The sequence below is a fragment of the Nocardia sp. NPDC056564 genome (assembly GCF_042793755.1).
Taxonomy (GTDB): Bacteria; Actinomycetota; Actinomycetes; order Mycobacteriales; family Mycobacteriaceae; genus Nocardia.
In genome coordinates this window covers 133,868-150,835 of sequence record NZ_JBHTUR010000021.1, presented here as the reverse complement: position 1 = coordinate 150,835, position 16,968 = coordinate 133,868, and the positions used below count along the sequence as shown (strand labels likewise).

The window sequence follows — 16,968 nt, the reverse complement described above, 5'->3', positions numbered from 1 at the left end:
GCCGGGTCCGACGAACCGAGGGTTCAACGGACTTGCGCGCCGTTGGAGTCCCGAGCGTTGTTTCGACCCTAGCAAGGGAGACGTTACGCCTGGGCGGTTACCTCTGGCCGGAGAATCTCAGCTCGCGAAAAAGTCGAGCAGAATCTTGTTCACCGTCTCCGGGCGCTCGAGGTAGCCGAAGTGACCGGCGTCCGGCACTTCCTGATAGCGCGCACCGGGGATGACCTCGGCGACTTCCCTGGACAGGTAGGGCGGGATCATCCGGTCATCGGCGAATCCGACGGCCAGGCACGGCACGGTGATCGCGCGGTAGGCCTGCACCCGGTCGAAATCGTGATCCATCCGACGCTGCGCCCGGATGCCCGGAGTCACCGGACCGCCGGTGAATTCGAACAGATCGAGCCAGTCGCGCGCCGAGTTCGGGTCGGCCAGGGTGGCGGGCGAGAGGTTCATCACCGCGGTCACCGCGGCCTCGTATTTCTCCGGCAGCTTCACCCCGCTGGCGTCGAGCTCGTGCTCGCCGAGCGAGAGCGTCTTCTGGAACTGATCGAGGCGTCCGTGCCCGGCCATGAAGACGGCCTTGCGCACCAGGTCCGGCCGGGCCAGCGCCAGTTCCTGCGCGACCCGCGCCCCCATCGAGGTGCCGACGACCAGCGCCGGGCCCTCGTCGAGAAACTCGATCAGCGCGGCGGTGTCGGCGGCCAGCTCGTCGATGGTCATCCCGGCCGCCGCCTCGAACGACGGCGCGATGCCGCGGTTGTCGAACGTGCACACCCGGTAACCGGCCGCGACCAGCGCGGGCACCTGATGCAGTTCCCAGACCCGCCCCGGACTTCCGGTACCCATGATCATGACCACAAGCGGCCCCGAACCCTTGACATCGGTACCCCGCGCGCGGTCACCTTTGACCTGGTAGTTGAGGGAAATTCCGTTCACCGTGGCCAGCGGCATATCGACCCTTTCGTGGAGTTGATGCTCCGTCCCACGGTATAGGGCGGGAGGGAGTCGGCACACCGGCCGGGGGCCGGTCTGACGCGGGTGCCACCCGCGCCTGGCGACGCCAGATACCATTGACTATTCGCACGTACGAGCGTAGTGAACCGGGAGGACTTGAAGATGGCCGCGAAGGGCAGCGCGAACGACATCGCGGACGACGATCTGGAACCACTCGCCGACGAAACCGCACGTCAGGCCCAGCGCGTTGTCGCGGCCTACGCCGAGGACGCCGACGAGTGCCGGATGCTGTTGTCGATGCTCGGCATCGGACCGAGCTCCCGGGGCGAATAAAGCTTCAGCCTTTCGACGCCAACGGCGACGTCGACTACACCCGATTCCCCGGGGGACCCAGCGACGCGCAAAGGATGCGTGAGTGGACCAGATGACATCGTCCGACGACTCCGACCCCGCCCTAGACACCCCACCCGACGAGATCACCCCGACGATCACCGGCCCGTCCGAATCCGGCTCCGGATTCGTCGTCGTGGCCAACCGGCTCCCGGTCGACCTGGAGCGCCTGCCCGACGGCACGACCCGCTGGAAGCGCAGCCCCGGCGGCCTGGTCACCGCGCTGGAACCGGTGCTACGCAGCAACAAGGGCGCGTGGGTCGGCTGGGCCGGTGTCCCCGACGCGGACGTCGATCCGATCATCGAGGACGGCCTCGAGCTGCACCCGGTGCCGCTGACCGGGGAGGAAGTCGCCGACTACTACGAAGGCTTCTCCAACGGCACGCTGTGGCCGCTCTATCACGACGTGATCGTGCGCCCGGTCTATGACCGCAAGTGGTGGGCCGCCTACGTCACGGTGAACCGGCGCTTCGCCGAGGCGACCGCGAAGGTGGCCGCCGAGGGCGCCACCGTGTGGGTGCAGGACTACCAGCTGCAGCTGGTGCCGAAGATGCTGCGCATGCTGCGCCCCGATCTGACCATCGGCTTCTTCCTGCACATCCCGTTCCCGCCGGTCGAGCTGTTCATGCAGATGCCGTGGCGCACCGAGATCGTGGAGGGCCTGCTCGGTGCCGACCTGATCGGCTTCCACCTGCCCGGCGGCGCGCAGAACTTCCTCTACCTGGCCCGCAGGCTGGCCGGTCAGCCGACCTCGCGCGGCACCGTCGGCGTGCGCTCCAAGCTCGGTGTCGTGCAGGTCGGGTTCCGCACGGTCCGGGTCGGCGCGTTCCCGATCTCCATCTCCTCGGCCGAGCTCGACGAGCACTCCCGGCGTCGGTCGATCCGCGAGCGAGCCGCGAAAATCCGTGCGGAGCTCGGCAATCCGAAGAACATCCTGCTCGGCGTCGACCGCCTGGACTACACCAAGGGCATCGACATCCGGCTCAACGCGCTCGAGGAGCTGCTGCTGGAGCAGCGGATCGATCCGTCGGAGACGGTCATGGTCCAGCTGGCCACGCCGAGCCGCGAACGGGTGGAGAGCTACATCCAGATGCGCGGCGACATCGAGCGCCAGGTCGGCCGGATCAACGGCGAGTTCGCCCAGGTCGGCTACCCGGTGGTGCACTATCTGCACCGCCCGATCCCGCGCGACGAGCTGATCGCCTTCTTCGTCGCCGCCGACGTGATGCTGGTGACGCCGCTGCGCGACGGCATGAACCTGGTCGCCAAGGAGTACGTGGCCTGCCACAGCGGCCTCAACGGCGCCCTGGTGCTCAGCGAGTTCACCGGCGCCGCAGCCGAATTGCGGCAGTCCTACCTGTGCAACCCGCACGACCTGGACAGCGTCAAGGACGCCATCGTCTCCGCCATCGAGGACGACCGCGACACCAAGCGCCGCCGCATGCGCTCGCTGCGCCGCCAGGTGCTCGCGCACGACGTGGACCGCTGGGCCCGCGCCTTCCTCGAGGCCCTGGCCCAGGATCAGGTCGCGGGCAGCGCGCTGCTGACCGACGACGACACCTACCCGGAGGAGCGTCAACCGTCACGGTAAATCCTTCACAGGAATCACCCAGGTTTGGTCCAGCAAGTTCGCAGGCGAATACCGGACCATGAACCCATGAGTGGTGCGCCTGCGGAGCAGGCACCCGAGGCGCGGGTGCTGGTGGTCGACGACGAGCCGATGATCGTGGAACTGCTCGCGGTGAGCCTGCGCTACCAGGGCTTCGCGGTGGACACGGCGGTCGACGGGGCGCAGGCGCTGGACAAGGCGCGCAGCTTCCGGCCGCAGGCGCTGATCGTCGATGTGATGATGCCCGGCATGGACGGCTTCGGCCTGCTGCGCAGGCTCCGCGCCGACGGCATCGACTCTCCCGTGCTGTTCCTGACCGCGCGCGACGAGGTGCAGGACAAGATCACCGGCCTCACCCTCGGCGCCGACGACTACGTGACCAAGCCGTTCAGCCTGGAGGAGGTCGTCGCCCGGCTACGGGTGATCCTGCGCCGCGCGGGTCACGCCGCGCCGCAGCGGGAGAGTTCCCGGCTGCGGTTCGAGGACATCGAACTCGACGACGACACACACGAGGTGTGGAAGGCGGGCGAGCCGGTCGCGCTCTCCCCCACCGAGTTCACCCTGCTGCGCTACTTCATGGTCAACGCGGGCACGGTGCTGAGCAAGCCGCGCATCCTCGATCACGTGTGGCGCTACGACTTCGGCGGCGAGGTCGGCGTGGTCGAGACCTATGTGTCGTACCTGCGGAAGAAGGTCGACACCGGCGACGAGCGGCTCATCCACACGCTGCGCGGGGTGGGCTATGTGATGCGGGCGCCGAGTCGCAGCCGGTCGGCTGGGAAATGACCGAGGGCCGGATCGCGGCGCTGCGCGCCAAGATCTCCGGTGTGCTCTCGGCGATCCCGCTGCGGGTGACGCTGATGCTGATCCTGGTCGCCACGGCGGGGCTCGGCCTGCTGATCTCCGGCATGGTGGTCACCTCCGGCCTGGAACGCTCGCTCACCGACCGCACCGATCAGCAACTGCGCAACGGCGCGATCGAATGGTCCCGCCGCCGGGTGCCCCCGCCGCCCAGCCTGCCCGGCGATCCGCGGCACACCAGCCAGTTCTATGTCCGGTCGATGCAGGACGACGGACGGGTCTACGTGATCAAGGCGTTCGGCCTCGATGCCGAACCCGCACTGCCGCAGGCACCGCAGATCGGCCCGCTGACCGTGCGCTCGGCCGGCGGCGGCCCGATCGAGTGGCGGACCCTGACCGTCCGGGTCCCGGACGGCACCACCACGGTCGCGCTGCCGCTCAATCAGAACTTCGAGATCGTGCAACGCCTGGTCATGCTGGAATTGGTGGTCGGGCTGATCGTGCTGACCGCGCTGGCCGTCGCCGCGTACTTCGTGATCCGGCGCAGCCTGCGCCCGCTGCTGCGGGTGGAGAACACCGCCGCCGCGATCGCCCGCGGCGACCTGTACCGGCGAGTTCCGGTGCGCGGCAGCAACACCGAGGTCGACCGGCTGTCGCGGTCGCTCAACGGCATGCTCACCCAGATCCAGCAGGCGTTCGCGAAAACCGAGGCGTCGGAGGCGGCCGCCAAGCGATCGGAGGCGAAGATGCGCCAGTTCGTCGCCGACGCCAGCCACGAATTGCGCACGCCGCTCACCACCATTCGCGGTTTCGCCGAGCTCTACCGCCAGGGCGCGACCACCGATCCCGACCTCTTCATGGACCGCATCGAACGCGAATCGCAGCGGATGGGCATCCTGGTCGAGGACCTGCTGATGCTGGCCAGGCTGGACGCGCAGCGCCCGCTGGAGCGACGACAGGTCGACCTGCTCGCGGTCGCCAGCGATGCCGTGCACAGCGCGCGGGCGATGGCGGCGGCCGCGGATCCGGACGGGTCCCGCCGCCGCATCGAACTCGAAATCGAAACCGGCGAGGGCACTTTGGAGATCGTCGGGGACGAGACCCGGCTGCGCCAGGTGCTGGCCAACCTGCTCAACAACGCGCTCACCCACACCCCGCCGGACGCGGCGGTCGCGGTCCGGCTCACCCCCACCGCCGACGAGGTCCTGCTCGAGGTCGCCGACACCGGCCCCGGCCTGCCCGCCGACGAGGCCGATCGCATCTTCGAACGCTTCTACCGCACGGACAACTCCCGCGCCCGCACCAGCGGCGGCGCCGGCCTGGGCCTGTCCATCGTGCAGGCGCTGGTCACCGCGCACGGGGGCACGGTCGACGTGCGCAGCACCGAGGGGACCGGCACCACGTTCACCGTCCGGCTGCCGCGCGAAACGACCGGGTGATCGCTAGACCGGCGTGACCTGATCGACCAGCCAGCGGTCGCCGTCCTTCTCCACGGTGGCCCGGACCCGGCTGCCCGTGGTCGTGCCCTCCGGCGAATCCTTGCTGGTGGTCACCTGATTCAGGAACAGCAGCACGACCACCTTCGACTTGTCGCCGGACACGACGCCGCCCGCCTGGGTGGTCGCCTTGACGTTGAGCTGCTTTTCCTTGGCGCCCGGCGCGATCGCCTGCTCGATCAGCTTCAGGTAGTCGTCCTTGAACTTCGGCGAGAGGTTGTCGGCCGCCTTCGGCAGTTCCTTGTCCACCGTCTGGAAGTCGTAGGTGAACATGGCCGAGACGGTCCGGCTCGCGGCGGTCACCGCGTCCTTGCGGGCCTGCTCGGCCTGGTCGTCGTTCCAGATCCGGTAGCCGCTGACGCCGAGCACCACCACCGCGGCGAGGGCGAGCACGCTCAGGGTGGCCAGGAAGATCTTGCCGCGCTTGGTCATTCCACGAAGGGTCATTCCACGAAGGCTCATCCGACGAACTCCACCTTCGAAACCGTCATGCCGGAGTCGCCGCGACTCACGGTGACCCGGAAGCGATAGAACCGGGTCTGCTCGCCCTGCTGGCCCGCGTTGGTCAGCGACTGCTTGGCCGCGACCAGCACCGTCGCGGAGTCGTCGCTGTCGTTCTCCAGCGCCGCGTCGACGATCTCGCCGTTGGAGACCACCTTGGCCTGCTGCACGATGTTCATGAACGGGTCGACCCGCCCGTCGAATTCGTTCCTGAACTGGCCGGAGGCGACCGAGAGGATCCGGTCGATGTCGGCCTTGGCCGAATCGGCGCGGATGGTGGTGAGGTTCAGGATGGCCTGCCGCGCGGTCTGCTCGTACTCGCCACGTCGATCGTCGCGGGCGTCGATCGATCGCACCTTCATGCCCGCGAAACCCGCGCCGATCAGCAGGGCCAGCACCAGGACAGACGCCGCGGCAACGCCGACGACGCGCCACGTTCCGCGACGGGTCCGCCCGGGATCGGTGTCCTGCGCTTCGGCCGCGGGCACGCCCTTGGCGAGGTCGACCGCCGCGCCGTCCACCGGGTCTTCGACGGCAACGGCATCGACCGGTGCCGCGTCTTTCACCCCGGAAGTCGGGACCGCGGAACTGTTTTCGGCATCCGAGGTGGCACTACCGACCGCCGCCGCCCGATCCGTGGACGCGACGGCGGACTTCGCGGCACCGGTCTCGGCGACCGGAACCGACGTCACTGCGGGGCGCGCGGTCTCCTCGACCGGCGGCCCCACCGAGCGCACCGCGCGTCGCCGCGTCCGGTGCTGATCTGTGCCTTTTTCGCTCATCGTTGCTGCTCCTCGAGCATCGCCTGCCAACTCGACGGTACCGTGCCCGAACCGCCCGGTCCGATATCGCCCTGTCGGTAGGTGCGGCCGTCCGGGCCGATGTACTGGCCGGTGGACGGGTCATAGGATCTCGCGGCAGCGGGCGTGCCGGTGCCGTACGCGGCGGGTGCCACCTGTGTCGTCCCCGGCGCGACCGGCGCGGAGGCCGGGGCAACCGGTCGCGGCGGACCGAACGCGGGGTTGTCCCCCTCCGGGACGTAACCGGTCCGGCAGAGCTCGGGTGTCGGCGCTCGCACGCCGGGGAATTCGGCGCACGGCGTGTTGCGGATGCCGCGCACGTCGATCGGCGAGTCCTGCGGCACTTTGCAGTACAGGCCGGGCGGGGAGGGGATCGAATCCAGCTCGCTCGGCGAGCGACGCTCGTTGGGCGGCAGGAAGCCGGTCGTGCAGGCGGGCGGGTCGTTGACCACCACCATGAAGTCGACCATGGCGCCGTATTCCACCGGCCCGCGGATGATCGTCCGCAGCGCCGCGATCAGCGGCGGGAAGACGACCAGGAGTTGTTCCAGCCCAGCGTGATACGTGACGCCGACCTGTCCGGTACTGACCAGGTTGGTCAGCAGCAGCGGCAGCGTCGGGCGCAGCGACTCGAACTGGGCGCTGACCCGCTGCATCGCGGACGGCCCGTCGCGCAGCACGTTGCGCAGCGACGGATCGTGCGCGCGCAGCTGGTCGGTGACGGTGGCCAGATCGCTGGTCCAGGACCGGATGGCCGCGTCGGACTGGATCTGAGTGTCCAGCAGCGGTCCGATCTGATCGATCAGCTTCTTGGTCGGTTCCGCGCTGTTCTGCGCCTCCTGCACCAGCAGCGACGCCGAGTCGATGAATCGCTGCAGGTCCGGGCCCGCACCGTTGAACGCCTTGAACGCCTCATCGATCACCTGCCGCAGCCGGGTGTCGGCGACGCTGGACAGCAACCGGTCGGACTGGTCGAGCAGCGTGCCGACGTCCTGCGGGAGTTTGGTGCGGTCCACCGGGATCACCGCGCCATCGGCCAGGTTCCGGCCGGCCGGGTGATCGGGCGGGATCAGGTCGACGTACTGCTCGCCGATCGCGGAGACGCTGCGCACCCAGGCGTTGACGTCCGCCGGGACCTTGTAGTCGCTGTCGATGGACAGCTTCGCCTCGACCCCGCTGGTGGTGAGCCGAACATCCTGCACCACACCGACATTGGTGCCGCGATAGGCGACGTTGGCGGTCGGGTACAGACCACCGGTCGCCGCCAGCTGCACCGTGACGTCGTAGCGCCCGATGCCGAACATCGCGGGCACCTTCACATACACCCCGCCCATGATCACCAGGCCGATCACCGTGAGCACGGCGAAGATGGACAGCTGGACGCGGACGAATCGGGTGAGCGTCATCGGCCCGGACCCCCTTGTGGCGCAGTGTCTCCCGGCATCGGCACGGTCAGCCCCGGGATGGCGGGCAGACCCGGAATCGGCGGCAGGCCGGGAATGGTCGGCGCGGGCCCGGCACTCGGGGCGGGCCCGGTTTGCAGGGGTCCGGTCGCCGGATTCCCGCTCTGCGTCGCGGTGTCCGGCGCGAAACTGCCGATCACACCCTCGACACCGCCGAATCGGCCGCCCAGCGGGGTGCCGGTCAACCAGTTGCTGTCCAGCCGCTTTCCGGTGAGGTCGACGGTGATGAACAGGTTCAGGTAGTCGCCCATGATCGCTTTGTCGAGGTTCTTCATCGGGAACGGGAAGGTCGGGATGATCTTCAGCGATTCGACCAGATTGTTCCCCGTGTCGGCCAGCGTCTGCAGCACCGGGGCGAGGCTGCGCAGGTTGGCCTTCAGGTTGTCGCCGCTGCTGGCGATCAGCCGGTCGGTGACGTCGCTGAGGTCGCCGAGCGCGTTGATCGTCGCGGTGATGTTCTGGGTGCGATCGGCGAGCACGGTGAGCGCGGGATGGATCCGCTCGATCGCGGCGGCGACCACGTCGCGCTGCTGGGCCAGCTGGCCGCCGAGGCGGTCGAGTCCGCTCATGGCCGCGATGATGTCGTTGCGCTGCCGGTCCAGATTGGTGGTCAGCTGGTTGAGCTGCGGCAGCAGATCGCGGATATCGGCCGCCCTGCCGTTCAGTGCGGAATTCAATTCGCGGGTAATGGTTTCCAGTTGTGAGATGCCGCCGCCGTTGAGCACCACCGACAGCGACGAGAGCACCTGCTCGGTCGTCGGGTAGGCACCGGCCCGCTCCAGCGGAATCAGGTCGCCATCCTTCAGCTGTCCCTGCGCCGCAGCGTCGCTCGGCGGCGCCAGCTCGATGTGGTTGCTGCCGAGCAGGCTGGTCTGGCCGATCTTGGCGATCGCGTTGGCTGGCAGTCGCACGCTCGGATTCAGCGTGACGGTGACCAGCGCGTGCCAGCCCTCCACCTCGATGTCGGACACGGTCCCGACGGTGACGTCGTCCACCCGGACCGGTGAATTCCTGGTCAGCGTGGTCACATTCGGCATCTGGATGCGCACCTTGTACGCGCCGGCCATGGTGCCCTCGGTGCCGGGCATCGGCAGCGAGTTCAAACCGTCCCACTCACAGCCCGAACTGCCCAGCGCCACCGCGAGACCCACCACCAGCAGTGCCATCCGGCGCGGCTTCCTCATCGCCCTCCTCCTGGAACAGCAAGTCCGGCAAGGCCGTTGGGCACGGTCACCGGCGCCGGACCCGGCGCGGGGCCGGGCGGCGCGGTCTGCCCGGCCAGGCTTGGCGGGCTGTAGGTCAGCTGGTTCGGGAACGCGTGCACGCCGGTGGCCGGATTCAGCATGATCGGCGCGTAATTCATGGCGAGCGAGCTGATCACCGGCGCGAGGTACTGTGCGCACAGATCGGCGGACCGATCCGAGTCGTTGGTTTCCAGCGCCCGCACCGAACCGCAGAGGAAGCCGAGCGGATCGGCGGTGTTGTTGAGCGAGACCGCGCCGGCCAGCGTGCCCTGCGCAGGCTTGTAGATCTGGTAGAAGTTCACCAGCGCCGTCGGCCCCGAATGCAGCACCCGCTCCAGCTCGGGCCGCTTGTCCACCAGCTGCTGGGTGACATCGGCCAGCCGCTGCACGCCCTCGGTGAGCTCGGCGCCGCTGCCGTCCAGGAATCGCTTCACGTCGCCGAGCGCGGTATCCAGATTGTCCAGTCCCGCACCGAGTTCCTGCGCGGTGCCGGCCAGCACCGAGGAGACCGACGCGAGCCGACCGCCGAACTGCACGATCTGCTCGTTGCTCGCCGACAGGACGTCGACGAACTTCTGCAGATTGCGAATGGTGCCGAACAGATCGGTTCGCCCGTCCGACAACGTATTCAGGGTCGCGGACAGCTCGCGCAACGTGTCGCGCAGCTTCTGCCCGTTGCCGTCCATGTTGTCGGCGGCGGTGTTCACGAAGCGACCGAACGAGCCCTGCGCGTCGTCACCGACCGGGCCGAGCGTGGTCGACAGCTTGGACAGTTCGGCCTTGATGTCGTCCCACTCCACCGGCACGGCCGTGTGCTCGAGCGGAATCTCCGCGCCGTCCCGCATTTTCGGCCCGCCCACGTAGGCGGGCGCCACCTGGATGAACCGCGCCGAGACCAGCGACGGCGAGATGATCACCGCGCGGGCGTCGGCGGGCAGGTCGATGCCGCGGTCGATGGTCATCTCGACCTTCACCCGGTCCTTGCCCGGCTCGATCGAGTCGATCCGGCCGACGTGCACGCCGAGCACCCGGACCTCGTCGCCCTGATACAGCCCGGACGTCGACGGGAAGTACGCGGTGATCTCGGTCTTCCCGATCCGGGTCACGCCGCTGTAGACGCCGGCCAGCACCAGCACGGCGACCAGCCCACCGGCGACCAGCAGCGTCCAGCGCGGTAGTTTGCGCGCTCTGTCCAGCATGTTCATCGCGGTGGCTCCTGAAGGGCGGGCCCGATCGACGGCGGTGCCGGGTTGGTGAAGATGTTGCGCAGGTCCTCGGGCAGATGTTCGGGCCACACCAGCGCGTCCACCAGGGGCTGCAACTCGGTGCTCGTCGCGTTGACCACGTAGGCGTTGAACCACGGCCCGTTGCCGACCTGCTCGCCCAGCGCCGCGGCGTACGGGCCGAGGCTGTCGAGCGCGTCGGAGATGTTCTGCTTGTTGCGCTGCAACAGGCCGAGCACCGAATTCAGTTTGTCCAGCGCGGGTTTGAGGATCGGCTCGTTGTCCGAGACCAGACCGGACAGCTGCTTGGCCACCTCGTTCACGTAGACGATCAGCTGCCCGATCGCGGCGCGGCGCCGATCCAGCTCGCCGAGCAGATTGTTGCCGTCCAGCAGCAGCGCGTTGATCTGGTTGCTCCGATCGGCCAGGATCTTGGTGACGTTCTGCGCCCTGGTCAGCAGCTCGGACAGGGCCTGGTCGCGGGCATTGATGCTGCGCGACAACGCGGTGACCCCGTCCAGCGCCGCGCGCAGCGGGGCCGGGGTGTCGGCGAAGGTCGCCGAGAGCGTGTCCAGGGTCTTGTCCACCTGATCCATGTCCAGCCCCTGCACCGTGCGGCCGAGGTCGCCGAGCGCGTCGTTGAGCGAGTACGGAGAGGTGGTGCGGTCCAGCGGAATCGTGTCGTCCCGCCGCAGCGCGCCCGATCCGGTCGGGGTCAGCTCGAGCGATTTGCGGCCGAGCACGGTGTTGGTCTTGATCGCGGCCGAGGTCTTCGTGCCGAGCACGATCGACTCGTCGAGGGTGAACCGGACCAGCACCTTCGCGCCGTTCAGCTGGACATCGTCCACCCGGCCGGTGCGCACGCCGGCCACCTGGACCGGGTCGCCGGGCAACAGCCCGCCCGCGTCGGCGAAGTACGCGGTGTAGCTCGCACCGCCGCGAATGAACGGCAGCCGGTCGAACTGCAAGGCGGACAGGGCGACACACGCCGCGACGACTATCCCGACGATGCCGATGGTGACGGCGCGTGATCGCTCGTTCATCAGGGCGTGCACCTTCCGGTCGTCTGCTTACCCGGCAGGTTCACCTGCATCGGCTGCCCGTTCGGGCCGTCCACCACCAGGTTGGTCCCGCAGACGTAGAGCTGCAGGAACGAGCCGTAGGCGCCGATGCGGATCAGCTTCTTGTAGGTGTCGGGCAGCTTGTCCAGCACCCACTGGATGGTGTCGGAGCCCTCGTCGAGATTGGTGGACAGCCGCCCGGTCTGCTCGATGGTGGAACGCAGGTCCGGTCGCGCCTGCTGGAGCAGTCCGGTCAGGTCGCGGGTCGCGCCGGCGATCCGGGGCAGCGCGTCGCCGATCGGGTCGCGGTCGGCGGCCAAACCGCTGACCAGCCGCTGCAATTCGTCGAGCGTGGTGGCGAACTGGTCGCCGCGCTGATCGATGGTTTGCAGCACCGTGTTCAGGTTGTTGATCACGGTGCCGATCAGCTCGTCACGGTCGGCGAGGGTCTTGGCGAACGAGCCGCCGCTGTTCAGCAGCGAGACCAACGTGCCGCCCTGGCCCTGGAAGATCTGCAGCAGCGCGCTGGTCAGATCGTTCACCTGAGCCGGATCCAGGCCGCGCAGCAGCGGGCGGAACCCGCCGAGCAGCATGTCCAGATCCAGCGCGGGCGCGGTCTTGTCCTTGCCGATGGTGCCGCCGTCGCGCAGCGCCTCGGTCGTGCCCGGCCCCTCCAGCAGCTCCAGATACCGGTCACCGACCAGGTTTTCGTAGCGAATGGTGGCGCGGGTGCTGGTGAGCAGCCGGTACTTGCGATCGACGTCGAACTCGACGTGCGCGAGATGGTCCTCGCCCACCTTCACCGAGGTGACCGAGCCGACCGGCACACCGGCGATGCGCACCTTCGATCCGGGCAGCATCCCGGACGAGCTGGTGAACACGGCGTGGTAGCCGTACTCCCTGGCGAAGCGCATCTGGCTGAACACGATCACCAGTCCGGCGAAGATCAGCGCCATCACCAGGGTGAAGACGAGCAGCTTCACCGTCGTCGCGGTGTTCCTCACAGCGAGCCCACCCCCGGCAGTCCGGCGAACAGGAGCTGGAACACCTTCGGCGCCTCGTTGGGCTTGGTGAAACCCGTGTTCGGCACGTACGGCGCTCCCTCGTTCGTGTCGGTGACGACGTATCCCGCATGGCTGCCCGGCACCCGATCGACCACGCCCTCGCAGTGCGGACCGCCGGTCGCGTTCACCTTCGGCAGATCGTCCGGATACTTGTAGGGCTGCGCGCCGAACATGAAGTTGGTGTTCATCCCGATGCCCGGCAGCTTGCCGCCGAACACCTCCTCGGCCAGCGGCATCATCGGGCCGAGGCCGTTGATGATGCAGCTGAGCGCGGGCGCGTATTCGAACAGCAGGCTCGTGGTCGGCCGCAGCAGATCGAGCGCGGTACTGAAATTGCCCTCGTTCTCCCGCAGCACCGAACCGGTGGTGTCGGCCAGGCCGATCAGGTTGGCCAGCACGTCGTCCAGGCTCTGCCGCTCGTCGACCAGCGTCTGGCTGGTGACGGTGGCGTTGTCCACGGTGCGCAACAGGTCCGGGGCGGTATCCGCGTACAGGTCGGTGACCTCGCCGGTGCGCACCAGATCCTGTTGCAGCGTGGGCAGATACGGGTTGATGTCGCGCAGGTAGGCGTCGCTGCGGGCGAGCAGGTCGCCCAGCTTCTCGCCGCGGCCCTGCAGCGCCGTGCCGAGCGCGGACAGCGTCGCGTTCAGCTTCTCCGGCTCCACCTTGGCCAGCACGTCGGACAGATGCTGGAACAGCGTGTTGAACTCGACGGTCACGTGCTGCGCCGTCACCCGCGCGCCCGGTTGCAGCGAGGCCGACGAAGGCTGTTGGGGCACGGTGAAATTCACGTACTTCGCGCCGAAGACGGTGGTGGAGCGGATATCCACGCCCGCGTTGGCCGGAACCAGCTTCAGCTGTTCGGGATTCAGCGCGAGCTTCAGGCTGGCGCCGTCGGCGGTCTGATCGATGGAGACCACCCGGCCGATCTCCACGCCGCGCACCTTCACCTTGGCGTCGGGGTCGAGAACGAGCCCGCTGCGTGGCGCGTCGATGGTCACGGTGGCCGTCGAGGTGAACCCGCCGACGAACATCACCATGGCGACGGCGACGATCGCGACCAGCGCGAGCACCATCGCGGAGCCGGCCAACTTGTAACCCACTGCTGCGCGCACTTTGTTCGAATCCGCCATATCGCGTTACCCGGAGAGGTGAAAGTTGCCGGAGGTGCCGTAGATGGCCAGCGAGATCAGCAGGGTCACCGTGACCACCGCGACCAGGGAGGCGCGCACCGCGTTGCCGACCGCGACGCCGACCCCGACCGGTCCGCCCGCGGCATGAAAGCCGTAATAGGTGTGGATCAGCATGACCGCCAGGGCCATGAAGATCGCCTGGGCGAACGACCAGAGGATGTCGCTCGGGATCAGGAAGGTGGAGAAGTAGTGGTCGTACACGCCCGCCGACTGCCCGTAGATGACCACCGTGGCGAACCGGCTGGCCAGGAACGACGCGATCACCGCGAGGGCGTACAGCGGCACGATCGCGATCATCCCGGCGAGCACCCTGGTACCGACCAGATACGGCACCGGCCGGATCGCCATCGACTCCAGCGCGTCGATCTCCTCGGCCACCCGCATGGCGCCCAGTTGCGCCGTCGACCCGGCCCCGATGGTGGCGGCCAGGCCGATGCCGGAGATCACCGGGGCGGCGATGCGGACGTTGATGAAGGCGGCGAAGAAGCCGGTGAGCGCCTCGACGCCGATATTGCCGAGCGAGCTGTAGCCCTGCACGGCGATGGTGCCGCCGGCGAACAGCGTCAGGAAGCCGACGATGACGACGGTGCCGCCGATCACCGCCAAAGCGCCGCTGCCCATGCTGATTTCGGCGATGAGCCGAATGGTTTCGGTGCGATAGTGGGTCAGGGCACGCGGAATAGCCCCCAGGGCCTGTGCATAGAACACAGCGTGTTTACCAACAGAATCGAGCGAGTCCGACATCCGACGCACTCGTCGCACGGTACGCGGGAAGCGGGATTCGATCACGAAGGCCATGCGGTCACCGCGCCGTGAACTTGATACCGACCGCGGTGACCACCACGTTGACCACGAACAAGGCCATAAAGGCGAAGACAACGGTCTGATTCACCGCATCACCGACACTCTTCGGACCACCTTTGACATTCAGGCCCAGATAACAGGCCACCAGCCCGGCGATCAGCCCGAACAATCCGGCCTTCACCTCCGAGATGACCAATTCGGGCAAATGCGTCAGCAGCGTGATGCCGTTGACGAACGCACCCGGGTTCACGTCCTGCAGAAAGACGGAGAACAGAAATCCGCCGACGATACCGATCGTGCAGACCAGGCTGTTGAGCATCAGCGCGACGAACATCGACGCCAGTACCCGCGGCACCACCAGGCGTTGCACCGGGTTGATGCCGAGCACCCGCATCGCGTCGATTTCCTCGCGAATCGTGCGCGCGCCCAGGTCAGCGCATATCGCGGTGGCACCGGCCCCCGCGACGATCAGCACGGTGACGATCGGGCCGACCTGGGTGACCGCGCCGAAAGCCGCGCCGGCCCCGCTGAGATCGGCGGCGCCGATCTCGCGCAACAAGATGTTCAGCGTGAAGCTCACCAAAACGGTGAATGGAATCGCGACCAACAGTGTGGGCACGATGGAAACGCGGGCGATGAACCAGGACTGGTCGATGAACTCGCGACCTTGAAATGGTCTGCGCACACTGGAACGCGCGACTTCGGCCGTCAGTTCGAAGAACCCACCCACTGCGCGCAATGGCACAGCAAGGACCTCGTTCATCTTTGAACCTCCTTGCTGAAATCTGCGCGTACGACTCACGGCACGATTCTTCACCGAGGCCGCACCGCCTCCACGATTAGAACACGTTCACTGCGCCGCCGGAAGATGTTTGACACTTTTGAACTGCACTTTTTCTTTGCATCGGCATATGAATATGGAACGAGTGTCAGGAGATTGATCCCACCTTTGTGCGGTGGCCCACATCTCACCCTCCAATGTCTACCAACTGCCCGACCCGTGATCAACAGTTGGACGGCCGATCAGCAGTTCAATGTCAGCGGGTCTTGCAGATGGCAGTCCTCGATCGGCGTGATTCGCCCGAGGAGTTCCACCGATCCGGCTCAGCCGAGATCGAGCAGCGCCGAGGCCGAGAATGTCTGCCCGGCAGGACGTTCGGCGAAATAGCCGCCGAGGGTGGCGGCGAGGTCGGCGGCGGACCACTGCCCACCGGTGGCGTCGAACCGTTGCTCGACGACCGGGGCGGCCATGAGCGCCACCATGCCGCCGTAGACCACGAAGAGCTGACCGTTCACCGCGTCGGCGGCGGGCGATGCCAGGTAGGCGACCAACCTGGCCACGTGATCGGGCGAGAGCGGATCCACCTCCCCCTCGGGCGCGGCGCTGAACACGGCCTCGGTCATCGCGGTGCGCGCGCGGGGCGCGATCGCGTTGGCGCGCACGCCATACCGGGACAGCGCCCGTGCGGCCGACAGGGTCAGCGCGGTGATGCCCGCCTTGGCCGCGCCGTAGTTGGCCTGCCCCTCCGGGCCGAGCAGGCCCGCCTCGGAGGAGGTGTTGATCAGCCTGCCGTAGACCGGCGCGCCGGCCGCCTTCGACTTGCCGCGCCAGTACGTCGCGGCGTTGCGGGACAACAGGAAATGACCGCGCAGGTGGACCGCGACAACGGCGTCGAAGTCCTCGTCGGTCATGTTGAACAGCATCCGGTCCCTGGTGATGCCCGCGTTGTTCACCACGATGTCGACGCCGCCGAAGGCCTCGTCGGCGGTGCGGATCACCGCGTCCGCGGTCGCCCGTTCGGCGATACTGCCCGCGACGAATTCGGCCTTGGCGCCGAGCGCCCGGATCTCCGCCAGGGTGTCGGACACCGCGTCGGATTCCGACAGGTCGTTGACCACCACCGAGGCGCCGGCCGCCGCCAGTGCGAGCGCCTCTGCCCGCCCCAGCCCCGCGCCTGCCCCCGTAACGATCGCCACTCGGCCCGCAAGACTCACATCACTACTCACGAGCCCGACCCTAGAACGTGTTCCATTCTATGGCAAGGGTCGGTCTCACTGGAGCCGCAGCGCGGCTTTCGGGCACTGCGCCACCGCGTCCTCGACGTCGGCCAGCCGGTCCGCGGGGACGTCGGCGGCGAGGATGTGCAGCTGGTCGTCGTCATCGAGTTCGAACACGTCGGGGGCGATTCCGACACAGATTCCGTTCGCCTCGCACTGGTCCAGATCGACGCTGACCTTCATGAGAACTCCTTTACCGCGATCCTTGCCGAAGCCTAACAAGCCGACGCCGCCACAGGTGGCGGCATCGACCCGATTCACCCTCAATACTGGAACATGTTTCAGTTGATATGCAATGATCGGGTGA

The 16,968-nt window shown here is 67.8% G+C and carries 17 protein-coding genes; 4 read left to right on the top strand and 13 right to left on the bottom strand.

What is annotated here, in order from left to right; translation table 11 throughout:
• Positions 1 to 117 precede the first annotated feature (117 nt).
• Positions 118 to 951, bottom strand: a complete 834-nt coding sequence (locus ACFQ9K_RS36990) for an alpha/beta fold hydrolase (protein WP_378714161.1) — start codon at positions 949 to 951, stop codon at positions 118 to 120.
• 165 nt (positions 952 to 1,116) lie between these two features.
• On the opposite strand from ACFQ9K_RS36990, the gene ACFQ9K_RS36985 reads away from it, so the two are divergent.
• The 4 genes from ACFQ9K_RS36985 to ACFQ9K_RS36970 all read left to right on the top strand — a co-directional run bounded on the left by ACFQ9K_RS36985 (position 1,117) and on the right by ACFQ9K_RS36970 (position 5,193).
• Positions 1,117 to 1,287, top strand: a complete 171-nt coding sequence (locus tag ACFQ9K_RS36985) for a hypothetical protein (RefSeq protein WP_218473316.1) — start codon at positions 1,117 to 1,119, stop codon at positions 1,285 to 1,287.
• A 91-nt stretch (positions 1,288 to 1,378) separates the two neighbouring features.
• The gene (locus tag ACFQ9K_RS36980; RefSeq protein WP_378714206.1) at positions 1,379 to 2,935 is read left to right on the top strand and encodes a trehalose-6-phosphate synthase; all 1,557 of its coding nucleotides are present in this window, start codon (positions 1,379 to 1,381) and stop codon (positions 2,933 to 2,935) included.
• Positions 2,936 to 3,001: 66 nt separating this feature from the next.
• Complete coding sequence (locus ACFQ9K_RS36975) at positions 3,002 to 3,739, top strand: response regulator transcription factor (RefSeq protein WP_150403823.1); 738 nt, start codon at positions 3,002 to 3,004, stop codon at positions 3,737 to 3,739.
• Positions 3,736 to 5,193: a sensor histidine kinase gene (locus ACFQ9K_RS36970; protein ID WP_378714163.1), complete on the top strand. Its 1,458-nt coding sequence runs from the start codon at positions 3,736 to 3,738 to the stop codon at positions 5,191 to 5,193. The genes ACFQ9K_RS36975 and ACFQ9K_RS36970 overlap by 4 nt, the downstream gene beginning before the upstream one ends.
• A 3-nt stretch (positions 5,194 to 5,196) precedes the next feature.
• Here the strand turns inward: ACFQ9K_RS36970 and ACFQ9K_RS36965 are convergent, their stop codons facing one another.
• The 12 genes from ACFQ9K_RS36965 to ACFQ9K_RS36910 form a co-directional block, all read right to left on the bottom strand.
• A complete protein-coding gene (locus ACFQ9K_RS36965) occupies positions 5,197 to 5,697 on the bottom strand; it encodes a h domain protein (RefSeq protein ID WP_364738787.1) in 501 nt (166 codons plus the stop codon).
• Positions 5,698 to 5,708: 11 nt separating this feature from the next.
• The gene (locus tag ACFQ9K_RS36960; RefSeq protein WP_378714165.1) at positions 5,709 to 6,533 is read right to left on the bottom strand and encodes a hypothetical protein; all 825 of its coding nucleotides are present in this window, start codon (positions 6,531 to 6,533) and stop codon (positions 5,709 to 5,711) included.
• The gene (locus ACFQ9K_RS36955) at positions 6,530 to 7,957 is read right to left on the bottom strand and encodes an MCE family protein (RefSeq protein WP_378714166.1); all 1,428 of its coding nucleotides are present in this window, start codon (positions 7,955 to 7,957) and stop codon (positions 6,530 to 6,532) included. Before ACFQ9K_RS36955 ends, ACFQ9K_RS36960 begins: the two co-directional genes overlap by 4 nt.
• Positions 7,954 to 9,198 (bottom strand): MCE family protein, encoded by a 1,245-nt coding sequence (locus ACFQ9K_RS36950; RefSeq protein ID WP_378714168.1) that lies wholly within the window; start codon positions 9,196 to 9,198, stop codon positions 7,954 to 7,956. Before ACFQ9K_RS36950 ends, ACFQ9K_RS36955 begins: the two co-directional genes overlap by 4 nt.
• Positions 9,195 to 10,463: an MCE family protein gene (locus tag ACFQ9K_RS36945; protein WP_378714169.1), complete on the bottom strand. Its 1,269-nt coding sequence runs from the start codon at positions 10,461 to 10,463 to the stop codon at positions 9,195 to 9,197. Before ACFQ9K_RS36945 ends, ACFQ9K_RS36950 begins: the two co-directional genes overlap by 4 nt.
• Positions 10,460 to 11,524, bottom strand: a complete 1,065-nt coding sequence (locus tag ACFQ9K_RS36940; RefSeq protein WP_378714170.1) for an MCE family protein — start codon at positions 11,522 to 11,524, stop codon at positions 10,460 to 10,462. Before ACFQ9K_RS36940 ends, ACFQ9K_RS36945 begins: the two co-directional genes overlap by 4 nt.
• Positions 11,524 to 12,546, bottom strand: coding sequence for an MCE family protein (locus ACFQ9K_RS36935; RefSeq protein WP_378714172.1), 1,023 nt, complete (start codon positions 12,544 to 12,546; stop codon positions 11,524 to 11,526). Before ACFQ9K_RS36935 ends, ACFQ9K_RS36940 begins: the two co-directional genes overlap by 1 nt.
• A complete protein-coding gene (locus tag ACFQ9K_RS36930; protein WP_378714174.1) occupies positions 12,543 to 13,739 on the bottom strand; it encodes an MCE family protein in 1,197 nt (398 codons plus the stop codon). Before ACFQ9K_RS36930 ends, ACFQ9K_RS36935 begins: the two co-directional genes overlap by 4 nt.
• Before the next feature lie 6 nt (positions 13,740 to 13,745).
• Complete coding sequence (locus tag ACFQ9K_RS36925) at positions 13,746 to 14,597, bottom strand: ABC transporter permease (protein ID WP_150403814.1); 852 nt, start codon at positions 14,595 to 14,597, stop codon at positions 13,746 to 13,748.
• Positions 14,598 to 14,601: 4 nt separating this feature from the next.
• Entirely contained in the window at positions 14,602 to 15,366 is a 765-nt protein-coding gene (locus ACFQ9K_RS36920) for an ABC transporter permease (protein WP_150403813.1), read from the bottom strand.
• 341 nt (positions 15,367 to 15,707) lie between these two features.
• Positions 15,708 to 16,610: a 3-oxoacyl-ACP reductase gene (locus tag ACFQ9K_RS36915; protein WP_378714176.1), complete on the bottom strand. Its 903-nt coding sequence runs from the start codon at positions 16,608 to 16,610 to the stop codon at positions 15,708 to 15,710.
• Positions 16,611 to 16,655: 45 nt separating this feature from the next.
• Positions 16,656 to 16,844 (bottom strand): ferredoxin, encoded by a 189-nt coding sequence (locus ACFQ9K_RS36910; protein ID WP_150403811.1) that lies wholly within the window; start codon positions 16,842 to 16,844, stop codon positions 16,656 to 16,658.
• Positions 16,845 to 16,968: the final 124 nt, after the last annotated feature.